Below are 21,194 nucleotides of genomic sequence, written 5' to 3' on the forward strand. Positions count from 1 at the left end.
GCCGACCGTTCAAGTGGTGGGTAACCGTGACTGTAAGTAAACTTCTGCACGGTGATCGTGACAGTGGAGTTGGGAGGCTCCGTCCACGATCGCACGACAGGGGAGGGTTCCGCACTTCCCGTGTCCTGAATTGTGTCGGGAGGACGAGGGGAGCGTGGTGCATCTATTTCCGCTGTCCCCGAGTCAGCGGGGTCTCTGGTATGCGCAATTGCTGCATCCGGACGTACCGTTCACCACTGCGCAGTACGTAGAGCTCATCGGCGAACTCGACATCGAGCTCTTGCGTGCTGCGTGCGTGCAGGCCGCACGCGAGGTCGAGTCGGGCTTCTTGTTCTTCACCGACGTCGATGGCGTTCCGCACCAATACGTTGACGTCGCGTTCGACGACGATGTTCCGTACATCGACTTCCGTTCCGAGACAGACCCAGAGCAAGCGGCATCCGAGTGGATGACCGAGCGCTACACGAGCCCGTTGGATCTGCTGCACGACCGGTCGATCTTCACAACGGTGCTGCAGATCAGCGACGACCGCTACTTCCTGTCGAGCTACGTCCACCACATCGCGCTCGACGGGCAGGGTGCGGTCAACATGCTCAATCGCGCCGCCGAGCTGTATTCGGCGTGGGTTTCCGGCTCCGAGGCGCCGCCGCTCAAGACGATGCCGATTGCCGACATTCTCGACGTCGAGGCCGCCTATGTGGGCTCGAAGCGTCAGGACACCGACCGTCAGCACTGGCTCGAACGACTCGCCGACCTGCCCGAATCCGTGTCGTTCGTCGATCACGAAGCACCTCTCGGGGTGCCGGCACGGCGGGCGAACTCCGAACTCGACCCCGACACCGCAGCNGGTGTCGAAGCTCGCCCATGACGCGAACTCCACCGACGTGCCGATCGTCCTCGCAGCGTTCGGCGCGTTCCTCGCCCGGACGACGGGCGTGGTCGACGTCGTGCTCAGCCTGCCCGTCTCCGCCCGCACCACCGCCGCGCTGCGTCGATCCGCAGGCGTTCTTGCCAACGTCGTGCCGTTGCGCCTGTGCGTGGATCCGGCAACCACACCCGTCGAACTCATCCGCGACGTGCAGGTGGAACTGAGCAGCACCCTGCGCCACCAGCGGTACCGGTACGAAGACATGCTCGCGGATCTGCGCAGCCTCGGCCGCTCCCGCGACGAGGCGGCGAGCCCGTTCGGCCCCACCGTCAACCTGATGATGTTCCATCCCGAGATCGCGTTCGGCGACGTGACGGGGGAGTACCACCACCAGTCCAGCGGCCCGATCGACGATCTCGCCGTGAATGTCTACCCAGGCGTCGCCGGACGCACGATGCGCGTCGACTTCGAGGCCAACCCCAATCTCTACAGCGACGAGCACCTCTCGTCGCTGCACAGCCGTTTCCGCGGATTCCTGAAAGAGTTCGTGCAGAACGCGGGCGTTGCGGTGGGCGATCTCGCCCTCGCCGACCCGGCCGAGCTCGACGGTCTGGTTCCCGCCCGCGGACGCACCGCGCCCGAGCCCGAACTGCTGCCCGACGTCCTTACCCGCCACGCCGCGAGCGACTCCGTCGCCGTCGTGGACGGAAACGGCAGCATCACCTACCGCGAACTCGACGCCCGCTCCGATGCGCTCGCTCATGCGATGGTCGCGGCCGGTGCCGGACCCGAAGAGCGCGTCGCGGTGCTGCTGCCTCGCTCGATCGATTCGGTGGTCGCATTGTGGGCCGTCGCCAAGACCGGTGCCGCCTACACCCCGCTCGATCCCGAACTTCCCGCCCGCCGCCTCGATCAGGTGCTGCGCGACGTGCGGATCGCCGTCGCTCACAACCACCCGGCGCTGCCCGAGCACGTCACCCGCATCGCGCCGCCCACCGACGGAACCGGCGAGACCTTCACCGCCGAGCATCGCCTACGGCCGCTGCACATCGACAACACGGCGTGGGTCATCCACACGTCCGGTTCCACCGGCACCCCGAAGGCCGTCGCGGTCGGCCATCGCGGTGTGTCGGCGCTCGTGTCGACGCTGCGCGAGCGCTACCGCGCCGACGCGACATCGCGCGTGCTGCACCTCGCGTCGCCGTCCTTCGACGCGTCGCTGCAGGAACTGCTCCTGGCCTTCGACGCCGGCGCCACCCTGGTGATCTGTCCGCCCGACGCCGTCGGCGGACCGGCGCTGGCAATCCTGCTGCGCAGCGAAGCCGTCACCCACGCGATCACCGCACCGGCGATCCTCGCCGTCACCCCCGACGACAGCCTGCCCGACCTGCAGGTTCTCGACGCTGGTGGCGAAGCACTTCCGCAGGCCGTGGCCGACCGCTGGTCCACCGGCCGCACGATGCTCAACGCCTACGGGCCCACCGAGACCACGATCCTCGCGACCCTTAGTGACCCGCTGCAGCCCGGCGTGGGTGTGCCGATCGGCCGGCCGATCGACGGCACCACCGCCGTCGTTCTCGACGCGCGCCTGCATCCCGTGCCCGCCGGGGTGATCGGCGAGCTGTATCTCGGGGGACCGGGCGTCGCGCGCGGCTACCTCGGTGCACCGGCCCTCACCGCCGAACGTTTCCTCGCCTCGCCGTTCGGTGGGCGCATGTACCGCACGGGCGACCGCGCCCGCTGGACGACCGAGGGCCACCTCGAATTCCTCGGTCGCGCCGACCAGCAGGTGAAGATCCGCGGCTACCGCATCGAACTCGGCGAGGTCGAAGCCGCGCTCGTCGCCTTCGACGAGGTGCAGGCCGCGACCGTCACCGTTCACGGTGAGCACATCGCCGCCTACGTCGTGGGCGACGTCGACCCCGCCGATCTCACCGTCCGTCTCGCCGACGAACTGCCCACCTATCTGCGTCCGTCGTCGATCACCGTGCTCGAGGCGCTGCCGCTCACGCCGGGTGGCAAGGTCGACCGGCGTGCGCTGCCCGCACCCGAGCGTGCTGTGGCCGTCGGATCGCGGCCGCCCAACGGTCCGACCGAGAAGATCGTCGCCGAGTTGTTCGCCGAGCTCACCGGCATCGACGACATCGGAGCCGACGACGACTTCTTCGCGCTCGGCGGTCACTCGCTCGGCGCCGCTCAGCTCGCCGCCCGTCTCGGTGCCGCGCTGGGTCGCGACGTGCAGTTGCGCGACGTGTTCGCCCACCCGACCGTCGCCCGCCTGGCGGCCGCCGCGGCGAAGCGACCCGAATCGGAATCGCGCCCCGTCGCCACCCCCGACACCGGGCCGTCGCCGCTCGCCCCCGCGCAGCGCCGACTGTTCCTGCTCGCCCGCGCGCACGGCGACCCGGCTGCCTACCACCTGCCGTTCGCGTTGCACCTCGACGGCGACCTTGACCTGCCGGCGCTGCAGGCCGCGGTGGTGGACGTCCTCGACCGGCACGAAACCCTCCGCACGCTGTTCCGGCTCGAACTCGACGGCCCGGTGCAGGACGTGCTGCCGCTCGACCGTGCCGTCGCCGGTCTCGCGCTCGAACCCGAAACCGCCGAGGGTGACGTCGAAGCGCTCATCACCGAGTGGGCGGCCGAACCGTTCGACCTCACCGCGCAGATCCCGTTCCGCATCCGCTTGCTGCGACTCGCCGACGACAAGCACGTGCTCGCCGTCGTCGCCCACCACATCGCGCTCGACGGTGCGTCGTTCGTGCCGCTCACCGCCGACGTCGCCACCGCCTACCTCGCCCGCACGGCGGGAGAGGCGCCCGCGTGGACGCCGCTGCCGCTGCACTACCGGCACTACGCGCAGTGGCATCTCGACCGTCTCGGCGATCCGGCGGCACCCGACACCCGCGCCGGTCGCGAGATCGACTACTGGACACGCACACTCGGCGGTCTCGCCGACGCGGCGCCGCTGCCCACCGACCGTCTCCGCAACGGCGGCTTCGGTCCCGCTGCGGCCGTGGACTTCGCGGTGCCCGCCGACCAGGTCGCGGCGCTGCGGTCCGTCGCCGCCGTGCACGACGCCACCACCTTCATGGCTGTGCACGCCGCCGTCGCCGTGTGGCTGGCCGCCTGGACCTCCGGACACGACATCGCCATCGGCACCGGAACGGCCGGTCGCGACCACCCCGACCTCGACGCACTCGTCGGCATGTTCGTCGGCACCGTCACCCTGCGGACGAACGTCGACCCGGCGCAGCCGTTCACGGCGCTGCTCGCGCAGGCCCGCGACACCGACCTCGACGCCTTCGCGCACGCCACCGTGCCGTTCGACTACGTCGTCGACGCCCTCGGCTTCTCGCCCTTCCACGTGATGCTCGCCTACGACAACGTGGACGTGCCCGACCTCGAACTGCCCGGCCTCACCGTGCGGCCGCAGGAGATCGCCTCGTCGCAGGCACGATTCGACCTCGAGATCTCGCTGCGCGAACTGCGCGACGGATCGCTCACCGGCCGCCTCGTCTACGACACGAAACTGTTCGACGACGACACCATCGCCCGCTGGGTGACCCGCCTGAGCGGAGTGCTCGAGCAGGTCGCGCAACATCCGTCGCTGCCCGTCGGCGACCTCGACCTCGGCACCCTCTCCGTCGAACCGGCCGAACCCGGCCCGGAGGCGACCTTCGCCGAGATCATCGACCGGTCGCCGGCCTGCGTCGCCGAACCCGGTGGACAGGCCGTCGAGATCCGCACGGCGGCACGCCCGCTCGCGTGGACGTTGATCGAGCGGGGAATCGGGACGGAAGACCGTGTGGCCGTCGTCCTCTCGCGGTCGACGCGGTCGGTGCTCGCCGCCGCGGCCGTGGCGCTGAGCGGCGCGGCCTTCGTCCCAGTCGACCCCAACCAGCCCGCCGCACGCATCGCCCAGCTGCTCGGCGCATCCGGCGCGCAGTACGCGATCGTCGACGGCGACGTCGCGCTGCCCGACGGGATCGAGCCGATCGCCTTCACCGTCGAGGGCGACACCCGCCCGATCACGGACGCGGATCGTGTGCGGCCGCTGCACGTCGACAACACCGCCTACGTCGTCTACACCTCGGGCTCCACCGGCCGTCCCAAGGGCGTGGTGGTCTCGCACCGCGGACTCGGCCCGCTCGCACAGTCGTTCGTCGAACGTTTCGACCTGCCCGCCGTCTCCGACACCGCCACCGAAGCGCGGGTGCTGCACTTCGCAACCCCCGCCTTCGACGGTGCGGTGCTCGAATACGTCCTGGCGCTCACCTCCGGCGGCACGCTGGTGGTCGCGCCCGCCGACCTGTTCGGTGGCGACGAACTCGTGGATCTGCTTCGCGCCGAAGGCATCACCCACTGGTTCTCGACGCCTTCGGTGCCCACCCAGCTCGACCCCACTGGACTCGACGCCCTGCGCACCATCGCCATCGGCGGCGAGGCATGGCCGGTCGAGACCGCCGAACGCTGGGCACCCGGACGCACCCTGCTCAACGTCTACGGCCCCACCGAGATGACGGTGCTCGCCACGTCGAGCGAACCCTTCGCACCCGGCGACCGGCTCACCATCGGCACCGGCCTCGTCGGCGTCACCGCGGTGGTGCTCAGCGAACGCCTGCGGCCCGTGCCCGAGGGTGTGACCGGCGAGCTGTATCTCGGGGGACAGGGCGTCGCCCGCGGATACCTCGACGCACCCGCGCTCACCGCCGACCGGTTCGTCGCCAACCCGTTCAGCACCGGGCGTCTCTACCGCACAGGCGATCTCGTCCGCTGGACGGGACACGACGACGACCGCGCCCTCGAGTTCGTGGGCCGAAGCGACCACCAGGTCAAGATCCGCGGCTTCCGCATCGAACTCGGTGAGATCGACGCGACCCTGCAGACCCACCCGGGCATCGGCACCGCCGTGACCGTGGTGCGCGGCGACACCCTCGCCACCTACGTGCACAGCCGTAACGGCCGCCTCGACCCGCACGAGATCCGCGAATGGGCCGCCGAGCGGCTGCCCCGGCACATGGTGCCCGCGACCGTCACCGTGCTCGACACGTTCCCGCTCACCAGCACCGGCAAGATCGACCGCGCCGCGCTGCCCGAGCCGGTGGTCGCCGCGACCCGCACCGACGGATATCGCAGCGCTACCGAAGAACTCGTCGCCGGTGTCGTCGCCGACCTGCTCGACCTGCCGAACGTCGCCGGATCCGACGACTTCTTCGCCGTCGGCGGCAACTCGCTGCTCGCGACCCAGCTCGCCGCGCGCCTGCGGGGAGTCGCGGGTCGCCGGGTGGGTGTGCGCGACATCTTCGAGCACCCCACCGTCGCCGAACTCGCGAACCTGCTCGCCGAGGAACCCACCGGCGAGCACCTGCCGCTCGTGCACATCGACGACGACAGCGACGCGCCGCTCGCACCCGCGCAGCAGCGCATGTGGCTGCTCAACCGGTTCGACGTGGCCGACGGCATCGACGGTGGCGACCACATCGCCTTCGCGCTCGATCTCGACGCCGACACCGACCTCGACGCCGTGCGTGCGGCCGCCGCCACCGTGGTCGCCCGCCACGGCTCGCTGCGCACGGTCTTCCCCGACAGCCCGTCGGGACCGCGTCAGCACGTGCTGCCGTCGGTGACGCTCGACCTTGAGCCCGTCGACGCGGGCACCGACTTCGATGCGGAGCTGGCCGAATTCGCTCGCGCGCGTTTCGATCTCACCGTCGACCCGCCGATCCGCACCCGGCTGTACCGGATGGACTCCGGCTACGTCCTCGCCGTGGTGATCGACCACATCGCCGCCGACGGCCTGTCGCTGCTGCCGCTCGGACGCGACGCCGTCGCCGCCTACCGCGCCCACCGCGACGGGGAGACGCCGGACCTGCCGGCACCGGTGGTGACCTACCGCGACTACGCCCGCTGGCACCGGGCCGTGCTCGGCGACGAGACCGATCCCGACAGCCTCGCGGCCCGGCAGCTCGCTTTCTGGAAGCAGACCCTCGACGACGCGTCGCCGTTGCTCGCGCTGCCCACCGACCGTCACCGCAGCGCAGCGACCGCCGGTACCGCGGGGCGCGCGAGCTTCACGATCCCCGCCGAACTGCACGCCGCGATCGACAAGCTCGCTCGCGCCCACGACGTCACGCCGTTCATGGTGATGCACGCAGCGTTCGCGACGCTGCTGTCGGCGCTCGCCGCCACCGACGACGTCACCATCGGCACGCCGGTCTCCGGACGCAGCGACGCCGCGGTCGACGACGTGGTGGGCATGTTCGTCGGCACTGTGCCGCTGAGGCTGCGGGTGCATCCGCGCCGCACCTTCGCCGACCTGCTCGCCGATACCCGTCGCGCCGATCTCGACGCCTTCGCCCACGCCGACGTGCCGTTCGATCGCATCGTCGACGCGGTGGGCGCCGGTACCGACGCACACCACCCGTTGTTCCAGGTCATCCTCGCGTACGAGTCGTTCTCGCTCGACGAGTTCACGCTGCCCGGCAGCTCCACGACCATCCGCGAGATCCCGGTGGGCACGGCACGCGTCGACCTCGAACTGACCGTCCGCGAACGCCGTTCCGAGACCGGTGTGCCGGCCGGTTTGGAAACGGTCCTTACGTACGCGGACGAACTTGTGGATTCGCACACGATTGTGCAGTGGCAGTCGTGGTTCGTGCGTATCCTCGATGCCGTTACCGCCGACCCGGCTGTGTCGGTCGGCGGTATCGAGTTGGGCGACGCCGACCTCACCCCCGTCGGCGTCGCGCAACAACTTTCGGCAGAGTCGCTGCCCGAGCTGGTCGCGCAACGCGTGGCCGACGATCCTGCGGCCGTCGCCGTGGTGGGGGACGGGTACTCCCTCAGTTACGGCGCGCTGTGGTCGCGCTCGGGCGCGCTCGCCAAACTCCTCCGCGAACGCGGCGTCACCGCCGAGGACGTCGTCGCCGTCGCACTGCCGCGGACTCCCGAGCTAGTCGTCGCGATCCTCGCCGTCTCCCGCGCCGGCGGCATCTACCTGCCCGTCGACGTCACGCATCCCGCGACGCGCCTGCAGGCCCTGTTCGACGACGCGCAGCCCTCGCTGGTCGTCACCGACAGCGACTTCACCGACGTCCGCGTGCCGACGCTGCGACTCGACGACGCGGAGGTGGCCGGCCGCCTCGACGACGGGGCGCTGTTCGACTTCCCGCTCGTCGCGGATCTCGGCGCCTACATCGTCTACACGTCCGGTTCCACCGGAACCCCCAAGGGTGTGCAGGTCACGCACCGCAACGTGCTGTCGCTGCTCGCCGCGACCGTCGACGAATTCGGGCTGCGCGCCGACGACGTGTGGACGCTGTTCCACTCGCCGACCTTCGACTTCTCCGTCTGGGAGATGTGGGCACCGCTGGCCACCGGCGCTCGTGTGGTCGTGGTCGACCACCTCACCGTGCGCGACCCGGCTGCCTTCGTGGACGTGCTCACCAGCAACCGGGTGTCGGTGCTCAACCAGACGCCCACGGCCTTCTACCAGCTCGCCGCCACCGATCACGCGCCGCTCGAGGACCTGCGGCTGCTGATCTTCGGCGGCGAAGCCCTCGACCCCGCGCGGGTGCGCCCGTGGGCCGAGCGTCATCCGCATGTGCGGGCGGTCAACATGTTCGGCATCACCGAGACCACCGTGCACGTCACCTTCGGAGACGCCACCGCGACCGGCATCGGAGCACCGCTGCCCGGTCTCGCCGTGGACGTGCTCGACTCGTCGCTGCGCCCCGCACTGCCCGGCGCGATCGGCGAACTGTACGTGCGCGGAGACCAACTCGCGCGCGGCTACCGCGGACGCCCCGGCCAGACCGCGACCCGCTTCGTCGCCGCTCCCGGTGGCACCCGCCGCTACCGCACCGGCGACCTCGGCCGCCGCGACACCAGCGGTGCCCTGCACTATCTCGGCCGCGCCGACCAGCAGATCGAACTGCGCGGCTACCGCATCGAGCCCGGCGAGATCGAAGCCGCCCTGCTGCGCAGCGAAGGTGTGCGCCAGGCCGTCGTGCTGCTGCGCGACGACCGCCTCGTCGCCTATCTCGTCGGCGGCGACGCCACCGCGGCCCTGCGCGACCTGCGCCGCAGCCTGCCCGACTACCTCGTCCCGTCGGCCGCCGTGGTCCTCGACGCGCTGCCGCTCACCGTCAACGGCAAACTCGACCGCGCCGCACTGCCCACCCCCGATGTCACCGCCGGCGGCGGAGCGGCACCGCACGGACCGGTCGAGGAACTCGTCGCGGACGTGTGCGCCGAACTGCTCGGCATCACTGCCGGCACCCTCGGCGCCGACGACGACTTCTTCCATCTCGGCGGCAACTCGCTGCTCGCCACGCGCCTGGCCGGTCGCTTGTCGGACGTGCTGGACACCGATGTCACCGTGAGAGACATCTTCGAGAACCGGACCATTGCGTCTCTAACCTCATACATAACCAGTGGAAGCGATAAGCCTGCTCGCCGTGCGCGTCTCGTCGCCGACCCCGACGCGCCGGCTCCGCTGTCGGCGGCGCAGCAACGCCTGTGGTTCATCAACCGCTTCGACCCGGCGTCCCCGAGCTACAACCTGCCCTTCGCGGTGCGGCTCGACGGGAACCTCGACGTCGACGCCCTCGCCGCCGCTGTAGCCGACGTGCTCGAACGGCACCGCACGCTGCGCACCGTCTACCCGGCCGCCGACGAATACACCGTGCTGCCCGCAGCGCGCCCCGATCTCGATCCGGTGGCCGTACCGGATGACGCCCTCGACGAGTTCGTCCGCGACTACGCCACCACCGGATTCGACCTCACCGTCGAACCTCCGGCCCGCATGCGGCTGTACCGGACGGCACCCGACCGGCACGTGCTGCTCGTCGTCCTGCACCACATCGCAGCCGACGGCTGGTCGCTCACGCCGCTGCTGCGCGACATCGCCGTCGCCTACGACGCCCACCTCACCGGCGCGACCCCCGAACTCCCGGAGCTGCCCGTCCAGTACACCGACTACGCGCGGTGGCAGCGCAGCGTCGCCGACGAGCAGATCCCGTACTGGCTGGGCGAACTCGCCGACCTGCCCGACGAAGTGACCCTGCCCGGCGACCGGCCGCGCCCCGCACAGCCCACCGGACACGGTGCCGCCCACACCGTCTCGCTCGACGCCGACCTCGTCCGCGGACTGCACACGCTGGCCCGTGAGGGTCGCGCGACGGTGTTCATGGTGCTGCACGCCGCGCTCGCGGCCCTGCTCGCGCGGCACGGTGCCGGTCGCGACATCCCCATCGGCACCGCCGTCTCCGGTCGCGGCGAGCCGCAGCTCGACGACGTCGTCGGCATGTTCGCCGGCACCCTCGTGCTGCGCACCGACGTCGACCCCGACGCCACCTTCACCGAGCTGCTCACGCAGGTGCACCGCCGCGACCTCGCCGCCTACGGCAACCCGGACGCACCGTTCGAGACGCTCGTCGAGAAGCTGCAGCCCGCCCGCAGCGAAGCACGGCACCCGCTGTTCCAGATCGCGCTGTCGCAGGCACGACCCGTCGCGTCGACCTTCGCGCTGCCCGGCCTGAACGTCACCGCCGCGCCTGTAGACACCGAAACGGTCAACGTCGACGTGCAGGTCACCGTCACCGAGCAGCAGGACGGCATCGACCTCGAATTCTTCTACAGCACAGACCTCTACGACGCCGACACCGTCGCCGGCTACGCCGACCGCCTGCGAATGATCCTGAGCGCGGCCGTCGCCGATCCGGACGTGCGGGTCGGGGAGATCGACCTGCACGGCGACGCCGGCCTGCCCACTGTCGGCGCTGTGCCGGGCGCACCCCGGTCGCTGCGCCAGTGGCTCGCGCAGGGCGCGGCTGCCGGCGGCGAGGAACTCGCGATCGTCGACGACGACCGCGAACTGTCGTATCCCGAACTGCTCTACTATTCCGACGCTCTCGCCGCGCGTCTCCAGCTCGCCGGGGTGCGCCCGGGCGACCCGGTCGCATGCGCCTACCCGCGCTCGCTCGAATCGGTGCTCGCCGTGTGGGGCATCATCGGCGCCGGCGCCGCACCGATGCTCGTCGACCCCACCGCCCCCACCACGCGTCTGGGCGAGATGCTCGCCGACGTGCACGTGGGAGTCGGTGAAGCGCCGACACTTCCGGCGACCGTGCGGTGGCTCGAGGTGACCTCCGACGACGAGGAGCCGCTCGCCGACGTCGTCGATCCCGCACCCGACGCCCCCGCCTACTTCGTCTTCACCTCCGGCACCACCGGACACCCCAAGGCCGTCACCGTCACCCAGCGCGCCGCGAGCGCGTTCGCCGAGGACATCGGCGAATACCTCGCAGCCTTCCCGGGCGATCGCGTCCTGCACGTCGCGGCACCGTCGTTCGACGCCGCGATGCTCGAGATGCTCACCGCCGGCATCTCCGGCGCGACGCTCGTGGTGGCCGACGCCGACAGCTACGGTGGCGCTGCCCTCGGCGACCTGCTCGACAGTGCCGCGATCACCCACGCGGTGATGACGCCGTCGACGCTCGCGACCGTGCCGGTGCGCGACCTGCCGGCCCTGCGCACCCTCGTGCTCGGCGGCGACCGGCTCACCCGCGAGATCGTCGACCGCTGGGGAGACGGGCGCACCCTCGTCAACAGCTACGGCCCGGCCGAGGCCACGATGTTCGTCACCAACTCGCAGCCGCTGCGACCCGGCGACGACATCGTCATCGGCACCCCGGTCCGCGGCGTCACCGTCGAGGTCCTCGACGAGCGACTGCGTCCCGTGCCCGCCGGCGTGGTCGGCGAACTGTACGTCTCGGGACCGCGACTCGCGTCGGGCTACCGGGATGCCGCTGGGCGCACCGCCTCGCGGTTCGTCGCCGGACCCGACGGCCGTCGCTACCGCACCGGCGACCTCGTGCGCTGGACCCGCGCCGGTGCCCTCGAATTCGTCGGCCGCAGTGACAACCAGATCAAGCTGCGCGGCGTGCGCATCGAACCCGGCGAGATCGACACCGCTCTCACCGCTCTCGACGGCGTCGACCGGGCCGTGACCCTCGTGCGCGGCGGCCGCCTCGTCTCCTACGTGACCGACGAGAACCTCGACGGCGATAACCTGGACGACGCAGACCTGCGAGCCCAGCTGCGCACCGTCCTGCCCGCGCATCTCGTGCCCACCGCGATCGTGCCGCTGGCCGCGATCCCGCTCACCTCCCACGGCAAGGTCGACGCCGCCGCCCTGCCCGAACCTGCCGCCGGCGAAGGCAGCGAACCGCGCACCGAGACCGAAGCGCTCGTCGCCCGCATCATCGGCGACGTCCTCGGCGACGGCACCGCGGTGGGACGCACCGACGACTTCTTCGCGGCCGGCGGCAACTCGCTGCTCGCGACCGTCCTCGTCGGCCGCCTGCGCGACGAGACCGGCACCGACGTGCCGCTGCGCACCGTCTTCGCGAACCCCACCGTCGACGCGCTCGCCGCCGCCCTCGACGCCGGTGGTTTCGACACCGACGCCGGACCCGTTGCCGTGTCGCCGCGCCCGGAACGGATCCCGCTCAGCCGCGCCCAGCGTCGCCTGTGGGGATTGAGTTCGCTTGCCCCCGATGCCTACCGGCTGCGCAGCGAGGTCAACCTGAGCGGACCGCTCGACCTCGGTGCCCTGCAGGCCGCGCTCGGTGACGTTGCGCTGCGCCACGAGATCCTGCGCACCGACTACATCGTCGACGGCGACGGCATGTACCAGCAGGTCCACGAAGCGCCGCGCAGCGACCGGTGGCGCGTGCGACTCGAACGCACCGGCCCCGACCAGCACGTGCTGTATCTCGACGTCGACCATTCGATCGCCGACGGCACGTCGCTGCGGCCGCTGCTGCGCGACCTCACCATCGCCTACCTCGCCCGCGTGAACGGTGCGGCCCCGCAGTGGGAACCGCTGCCGCTGCAGTACGCCGACTACGCCCTGTGGGAATCCGAACGCGGCATCCCCGAACGCGACCTCGAGCACTGGCGACGCGCCCTCGACGGACTCACCGTCACCGAACTGCCCGCCGACGCCACCGGAACCGACACCGGTGCGCGCAGCGTCGACTTCACCGTGCCCGCCGATGTACGCGACGCGCTCGCCGACCTCGCCCGCGCCCACGGCGCCACCGAGTTCATGGTGCTCCACGCCGCGCTGTCGGTGCTGCTCGCGCGACTCGGCGGCAGCGACGACATCGCCGTCGCCGCTGTGGTGGGCGGACGCCGCTGGGCTCAGCTCGAGGACCTCGTCGGCCCGTTCCTCGACACCCTCGTGCTGCGTGCCCGCGTGGCTCCGGACATGTCGTTCGCCGGACTGCTCGGCCAGGTCCGCGATTTCGACGTCGCCGCCTTCGATCACGTTGCGGTGCCCTACGAGCAACTGCTGTCGGAACGGCAGAGCGGCGCACCACAGGTCGCGCTGGCGTTGCAGGACTTCGGCATCGACCCGATCAGCCTGGGAGAGCTCACCGTCGAGGCGCGCGAAGTCCTCGACGACACACCGAAGTTCGACCTGCAGTTCACGCTCGCCCCGCGTCCCGACGGCTACACCGGCACGCTCGTGTTCGACGCCTCCCGCTTTGCCGGCCGCACCGCCGAACTGCTCGTCACCCGGTTCGTCGCGCTCCTCGGCAGTCTGGCGAGCGCACCCGACCGGACCATCGGTGAAGTGGCCGTCGACGCCCCGGCTCCCGCCCTCGACGGCGGCGAACCGGCCCCGGCACGCACACTTGCCGAGATGCTGCGCGCCACCGCCGCTGCCCATCCCGACCGTGAGGCCCTGCGCGGCGACGACGAATCGCTCACCTACCGCGAACTCGACGAGCAGTCCGACGCCCTCGCCGACGAACTGCGGGCCGACGGCGCGCGGGACGGCCGGATCGTGCGCATCGACGCACCGCGCAGTGTCGACTACATCCGCACCCTGTGGGCCATCACCAAGACCGGTGCGGCCTTCACGCATTCGCGGCAGGCGGGGGAGACGTGCCTGCCCGGCACCGCCTACGTCGTGTCCACCTCCGGGTCCACCGGCACCCCGAAGCGGGTCGCCGTGACGCACCGCGGACTCGCCCCGCTCGCCGCAGAAGTGGCCGAGCGCTACCGGGTCGAGCCCGGAGACCGCGTGCTGCACGGTTATTCACCCGAGTTCGACGCCGCGCTGCTCGAACTGCTGCTCGCCCACACCACCGGCGCGACGCTCGTCGTCGCACCCCCGGACGTCTACGCCGGGCAGGACCTGCACCGCTACCTCGCCGGGCAGCGCATCACCCACTACCTGTCGACCCCCACGGTGCTCGGCACCCTCGACCCCGAGGGACTGCCCGACCTGAAGGTCGTCGCCTCCGGTGGCGAATCGCTGTCGCCGTCGCTCGCCGCGCGCTGGGCCGACGGCCGCGTGATGCTCGACGCCTACGGACCGACCGAGGCCACGATCGTCGCGACCCTCGTCGACATCGAACCCGGCACCCGCCCGAGCATCGGCAGGCCCGTGCCCGGCACCGTCGCCCACGTGCTCGACGCGCGCCTGCGTCCCGTGCCGGCCGGAGCCGTCGGCGAGCTGTATCTCGCGGGTGAGGGCCTCGCCGCCGGCTATCTCGACGACCCGGCTCGCACCGCCGAACGCTTCGTCGCCGCTCCGGGCGGTGCCCGCATGTACCGCACGGGCGACCGCGTCCACCGCCGCGTCGACGACACCCTCGGCTATCTCGGCCGCACCGACCGCCAGCTCAAGGTGCGCGGCGTGCGCATCGAACCCGGCGAACTCGAGGCGACGCTGCTCGCCCAGCCCGGCATCCGGCAGGCCGCGGTGGTCGCGCTGAGCGGCACGCTCGTCGCGTTCGCGGCCGGACCGGACCTGTCGGCCGACGACATCACCGCGCGACTCGCGCTCGTCGTGCCGCCGCACCGCATGCCGACCCGCGTGCACACACTCGACCAACTGCCCCTCACACCCAACGGCAAGCTCGACGTCGCCGCGCTCGAACTGCACGACGCCGCCGCACTCGACGACGACGCGGCCCTCGACCGGCCGCTCACCGACGCCGAGGATCTCGTCGTCACCGTCGCCGAGGACGTACTCGGTGCTCGCCCTGCCGCGCACCGCGGGTTCTTCACCGCCGGCGGTGACTCGCTGTCGGCCGTCGTCTTCGCCGCGCGCCTGAGCGAGGCATTCGGCACCGACGTGCCGGTGCGCGAGGTGCTCGCCGCCCCCACGCTCGCCGTGCTCGCTGCCCGCATCGAATCCGGCGACGACCAGCGCGTCGCGCTGCGGCACTACGACGACGACACCCCGGCACCGATCGCACCCGCGCAGCGCCGCCTCGGCATCGTCGCGCGGGCCGAGACCGGCACCGCCGGCTATCTCGTGCCGGTCGTGCTGACGCTGAGCGGCGACCTCGACGTCGACGCCCTCGCCACCGCGGTGAGCGACGTCGTCGACCGTCACCGCGTGCTGCGCACCGCCTTCACCGACGACGTGCAGGTACCCGTCGACCCGCCGGTGCTCGAACACTCCGCGCCGGAGGACGTCGCCGCGGCCGTGACCGCCACGATCACCACGCCCTTCGACATCACGACGCAGGCCCCGATGCGGATCCGGTTGTTCCACGTCGAACCCGGCCGCTGGGTACTCGCCGCCGCCGTGCACCACATCGCGTTCGACGGCGCATCCGTAGGTCCGCTGCTCACCGATCTCGCCGTCGCCTACGCCGCGCGTCGCGGGGGAGAAGCACCGGTCTTCGAGTCGCTGCCCGTCACCTACGGCGACTACGCGCGCTGGCAGCACGAACTGCTCGGCGACGCCACCGACCCGAGCTCGCTCGCGGCCCGCCAACTCGACTACTGGGCAACCACACTCGCCGGCCTGCCCGACAGCCCGCTTCCGCTGCCCGCCGACCGGCCGCGTCCCGCGCAGCCGACCCACCGTGGCGCGCAGATCGTCTCGACCCTCGACGCCGAGACCCACCGACGCCTCCGGGATGTCGCGCGCAGCCACGACGTCACCGTGTTCATGCTCGTCCACGCGGTGCTCGCCGCGATGCTCGCGCGTCGCAGCGGACGCACCGACATCGCCGTGGGCACGGCGATCGCGGGTCGCACGGATGCCCGTCTCGACCGGCTCGTGGGGATGTTCGTCGGCACCGTCGTGCTGCGTACCGCGGTCGACCCGTCGCGGCCGTTCACCGACCTGCTGCGCGACGTGCGGGCGACCGACCTCGGTGCGCTCGCGCATGCCGATGTGCCGTTCGACGAGGTCGTCGCCCGTCTCGCGCCGCGCCGCGACCCGTCGTACAGCCCGCTCTTCCAGGTGCTGCTCACGCACCGCGTCGAGGCCGGCGAGGTGCTGCCGCAACTGCCGGATGTGCAGATCGCCGAGACCGACGCCGGGGAACCGGCCGCGCAGTTCGACGTGGTCGTCGAACTCGTCGAGCACGAGGCCGGACTCGACCTGCGCCTGGTCTACGCGACGGATCTGTTCGACGACACCACCGGCGACGCGATGCTCACCGACCTCGTCGCGATGCTCGCCGCCGCCCTCGCCGAACCCGACCGCGCCGTCGGCGATCTCGCCGTGCCGGTGCCCGCACCGCTGTCGGCTCCCGCCGTCGCACCGCGCACCCTGCCCGAGATCTTCGCGACCGCCGTCGAGCAGCATCGCGGACGTATCGCGGTGCGCTCCGGCACCGTCGCGTGGACGTACGGCGGACTCGACGCCCGAGCCGACGAGATCACCTCCGTGCTCGCCTCCCACGGCGTACGACGCGGAGACCTCGTCGCGATCGCGGTGCCGCGCAGCGAGTACTGGCCGCTCGCCGTCTGGGCGATCACTAAACTCGGTGCGGCGTGGGTGTCCGTCGACCTCACCCAGTCCGACGCGCGCAGTGTCGCGATCCTCGCCGACTCCGGTGCTCGCATCGGCCTGACCGTCGGCTACCGCGAACTCGGCCACGTGACGTGGCTCGACCTCACCGCCGATCGCAGCATCGACTTCGACGCCGTCGAACCCCCGCGTCCCGCAGTGACATCCGGCGACCTCGCCTACACGATCTACACGTCCGGCACCACGGGCACACCGAAGGGCGTCGACGTCACCCACCGTGGGCTCGCGGCGCTGCTCGACGTGCAGACCGCCCTGCTCGACCTCGGGCCGGAATCGCGCGTGCTGCAGGTCGCCTCGCACACCTTCGACGCCGCGGTCTTCGAACTGCTCTCCGCCCACGCGCACGGCGGCGCCCTCGTGATCGCCCCCGACCACACCTTCGCCGGGGAACCCCTGCAGGAGCTGATCGTCGACGAGCGCGTCACGCATCTCAACCTCACGCCCACCGTGCTCGGCACCCTCGACCCCGAGGCACTCGAGCCGACGACGATCGTCGCCGCGGGTGAGACCCTGCCGGGTGCGCTGGTGGGCCGCTGGTCGCGGCACCGGATCGTCAACGGCTACGGACCCACCGAATTCACCGTCGCCGTCTCGTATTCCGAGCCGCTGACCGGTGGCGGGAAGCCGAGCATCGGCACGCCTGTCGCGGGAGCGACCGCCTACGTGCTCGATTCGCGCCTGCATCCCGTGCCGCGCGGCACCGTCGGCGAGCTCTACGTGACCGGCGACAGCACCGCCCGCGGTTACCGATACGAATCCGGCCTCACCGCAACCCGATTCGTCGCGAATCCGTTCGACGACGGCGGGTCGCGGCTGTACCGCACGGGCGACCTGGTTCGGATCCTGCCGAACGGGGTACTGGACTACGTGTCCCGCATCGACGACCAGGTGAAGATCCACGGCATCCGAATCGAACCCGCCGAGGTCGACGCCGCTCTGCTGAATGGTTCGGGAGTCGCGGCGGCCGTGACCGTTCCGCATCCCGGACGTGACGGCGACACCGTGCTCGTCTCCTACATCCAGCCCGAGACCGGCGCCGCGCCCGAGGCGGCAGCGCTGCGTCGCGCGCTCGTCGCCGACCTGCCGCGTCACCTGCGTCCGGTGAGCATCACCGTCGTCGACGCGCTGCCACTGATGGCCTCCGGCAAGGTCGACCGCGCGGCGCTGCCCGCCCCCGACGCCGCGGTCGACGAACCGTATGTGGCGCCGCAAGGACGCATCGCGCAGACCGTCGCCGCGGTGTTCGCCCGCCACCTCGACCTGCCGATCGACGAGATCTCCGCCGACCGTGGATTCTTCGACCTCGGTGGCAGTTCCATCGCAGCCGTCACCGTCGCCGGTGAACTACGCGACGCGCTCGGTGCCGACGTCCCCGTCGAATGGCTGTTCACCAGCCCGGATCTCGGCTCGCTCGCCGACCGCATCGAACACGGCCGCAGCGACGACGAAGGCGACCCGCTCGGCAGCATCGTCGAGATCGCCGGTCGCGGTGACGAGAAGCCGCCGCTGTTCTGCGTGCATCCCATCAGCGGACTCGCGTGGATGTACGCCGGTTTCGCGCAGCATCTCGACGGCCGCACCCTCTACGGTCTCCAGGCAACGGGCTTCGACGACATTCCGGACAGCATCGGCGAACTCGCCGCGCGGTATGTGGCCGAAATCCGTAAGGTTAGGGCCGATGGTCCCTACCACCTGCTGGGCTGGTCGGTGGGCGGCACCATCGCACACGAGATGGCCGTGCAACTCCGCGAGCACGGAGAGCAGGTCGGTGCGGTAGTGCTGCTCGACACGCTCACGCCCGAGACTGTGCCTGCCGAGCCCCACCCGACGGCAGAGAACGTACCCGACATCGCCGGGCTGCCCGAAGAACTCGTCGCCGAGGTCCGGCGCCGCACCGACGCCGCCGCGCAGGCCGTCGAAGACGCGGTGCGCCGGCACACCCTCGGCGAATACGACGGCGACATCGACCTGGTGGTCGCCGCCCCCGATCTCGACCGGCACCCAGATCTCGCCGCCACTTGGCAGCGATATGTGCGCGGTCTCGTCGTCGAACATCCGGTGCCGTTCACGCACTCGGAACTGGCCGATCCGGACGCGGTGCGTGCGATCGGCCCGGTGCTCGACAGCGTGCTCGAGCGCCACGACGACCCCCACACCGCGCCCACCGGGTGCGCACGCAGTGTTACCGCAACGAGGGAGACGCCCTGATGGAAGTACATGATTACCTGCGAATTCTGCAGGCGAGGTGGAAGATCGTCGCCGTCACGACGGTGGTGGCGGTTCTTGCCGCTCTCGGCGCCTCCCTGCTGACCACGCCCCAGTACGAAGCCAAGACACGCCTGTTCGTGTCGACCGCGTCGGGCGCGTCGGTGCAGGAGATCTACCAGGGCAACCTGTTCTCCCAGCAGCGAGTCACCTCCTACACCGAACTGCTCGAGGGCACCACCCTCGCGCAGCGCACCCTCGACAAGCTCGGTCTCGGCGAGATGTCGGCCGTCGATCTCGCCGGCAAGGTGACCGCCTCGTCGACCCCCGACACGGTGCTCATCGACACTGCCGTCACCGACGAGTCGCCCGAGCGTGCCCGCGACCTCGCGAACGCGCTGTCGGACGAGTTCGTCGTCATGGCACGCGAACTGGAGACCCCGGAGGACGGCGGCCCGCCCACGGCCCGCGTGGTGGTCGAGCAGTACGCGGCCACTCCGTCGTCGCCGGTGACGCCGAAGACCACGCGGAACGTCGCGCTGGGTCTGGCCGTCGGTCTGCTGCTCGGTATCGCCCTCGCGGTGCTGCGCGACCGCCTCGACAACACCATCAAGGACCGCAACGCCGTCGAGGATCTCGCCGGCACCGGTGTGGTGGGTGTGATCCCGCTCGACAAGGCCCGTCACGAAGAGCCGGCGATCGTCTTCGCGGAAGCCAACAGCGGCGACGCCGAGGCCTACCGCGAGATGCGGACCAACCTGCAGTTCCTCGAGGTCGACAACCCGCCGCGCGCGATCGTCGTCACCAGCTCGCTGCCCAGCGAGGGCAAGACCACCACGGCCCTCAACCTGGCGCTCGTGCTCGCCGAGGCCGGCCACTCCGTGGTGCTCGTCGAAGCCGACCTGCGCCGCCCCCGCGTGACCAAGTACCTCGGCACGCTCGGCGACGCCGGCCTGTCGAATGTGCTTGCGCACACGGCCTCGCTCGAGGACGTGCTCCAGCCGACCCGCTTCGACGGCATGTGGGTGCTCGCCGCCGGCGGTCTGCCGCCCAACCCGTCCGAGCTGCTCGGTTCCGCGCATGCGCGGGAGGTCGTCGAGGACCTGCGGTCGCGCTTCGACTACGTCATCATCGACGCGCCGCCGCTGCTGCCCGTCACCGACGCGGCGATCCTCACGAACATCGCCGACGGTGCGCTGCTCATCGCGCGTTACGGCAAGACCACCCGCGAGCAGTTCGCGCGGGCCATCGGCAACCTGCGTTCGGTCAACGCGCCCGTGCTGGGCACGATCCTGTCCATGACCCCCACCAAGGGTCGCGGCAGTGCCTACGAGTACCGGTACTACTACAGCTCCGACAAGGACGGTGCCGCCCCGGCAGCCGCCCGGACGAGCACGCCGGCGACGCAGCGTGTCGGTGCACCGACCCCGACTGCACCGGCCACGACTGCACCGGCCGCCCAGCCGGCGCCGCAGGCGCAGGCACCCGTCGAGGGACCGGCCCGGCCGCGGAACGGTCACCGTCACGTCGAGCCGCCGGCCACGCAGGCCTACCCGGCGCCGGGCAACGACGCCTACCACTACCGCGCTGCGGAGCAGTTCCCGCCGGCGCCGCAGCCGGCATCGGAGCGGTACGGCAGCGAGCCCTACCAGGCACCGCAGGCGTACTCCGCAGCCGAGCCGCTGTCGCGACCCGTGGTGCACGCACCGCGGCGCCCGGTGAACGACTCAGGCTCGGAGAGCGGCGAGGAGAGGTAGCAACAGGTCGGCGATCTCGGATCCGACCGTGACGAACGTCTCCTCGTCACGGCCGATCGGGTCGACGATGTCCTCCGGCCCGGGTGCAGACATCTGCGCCCGGGCCGTCGTCAGTTCTGCGATGGTCCGCGCACCGGTGGCGTTCTGCAGCCGGGCGGCCTCGCGCAGCGTGAACGTCACGCGCATCCTGCGCGGTGCGAGCTGGATCACCTTGGCGCGGTGCCGCTCGCTCATCGTGATGATCATGTCGGAGTCCTCCGCGATCTGCGGGGTGATCCGACGCGCAGCGAATCCGTCCGGATCACCTCCGAGCTGCTGCAACACGAGTGCCGCGGTGGGTTCCATGCCGTAGCCGACCATCGCCCGGGTGCCGGCGCTGTGCGCCGAGAGGTCGTCGCGACCGGCCTCGGCCGCGTATGCGGTGGTCAACCTCTCTGCGGTGGGTGATCGGCAGATGTTTCCGGTACACACATAGAGAATCCGCATTCGGCGATCCTATGGGAGA

4 protein-coding genes are annotated in these 21,194 nt (G+C 71.2%); 3 read left to right on the forward strand and 1 reads right to left on the reverse strand.

The annotated features are described in order from the left end of the window. Window positions 1–157: 157 nt before the first annotated feature. From ACLBYD_RS17250 to ACLBYD_RS17260, 3 genes are read left to right on the forward strand one after another with little or no spacing between them, the layout of a single operon-like run. A complete protein-coding gene (locus ACLBYD_RS17250) occupies window positions 158–868 on the forward strand; it encodes a condensation domain-containing protein (protein WP_447817409.1) in 711 nt (236 codons plus the stop codon). After that, window positions 849–18,935: an amino acid adenylation domain-containing protein gene (locus tag ACLBYD_RS17255; protein ID WP_447817381.1), complete on the forward strand. Its 18,087-nt coding sequence runs from the start codon at window positions 849–851 to the stop codon at window positions 18,933–18,935. The genes ACLBYD_RS17250 and ACLBYD_RS17255 overlap by 20 nt, the downstream gene beginning before the upstream one ends. Beyond that, window positions 18,935–20,689, forward strand: a complete 1,755-nt coding sequence (locus ACLBYD_RS17260) for a polysaccharide biosynthesis tyrosine autokinase (RefSeq protein WP_447817382.1) — start codon at window positions 18,935–18,937, stop codon at window positions 20,687–20,689. The genes ACLBYD_RS17255 and ACLBYD_RS17260 overlap by 1 nt, the downstream gene beginning before the upstream one ends. Here ACLBYD_RS17260 and ACLBYD_RS17265 read toward each other — a convergent pair. After that, window positions 20,660–21,175, reverse strand: a complete 516-nt coding sequence (locus ACLBYD_RS17265; protein ID WP_230791566.1) for an arsenate reductase/protein-tyrosine-phosphatase family protein — start codon at window positions 21,173–21,175, stop codon at window positions 20,660–20,662. The genes ACLBYD_RS17260 and ACLBYD_RS17265 overlap by 30 nt on opposite strands. Window positions 21,176–21,194: the final 19 nt, after the last annotated feature.

It is taken from the genome of Rhodococcus sp. C26F (assembly GCF_053345925.1).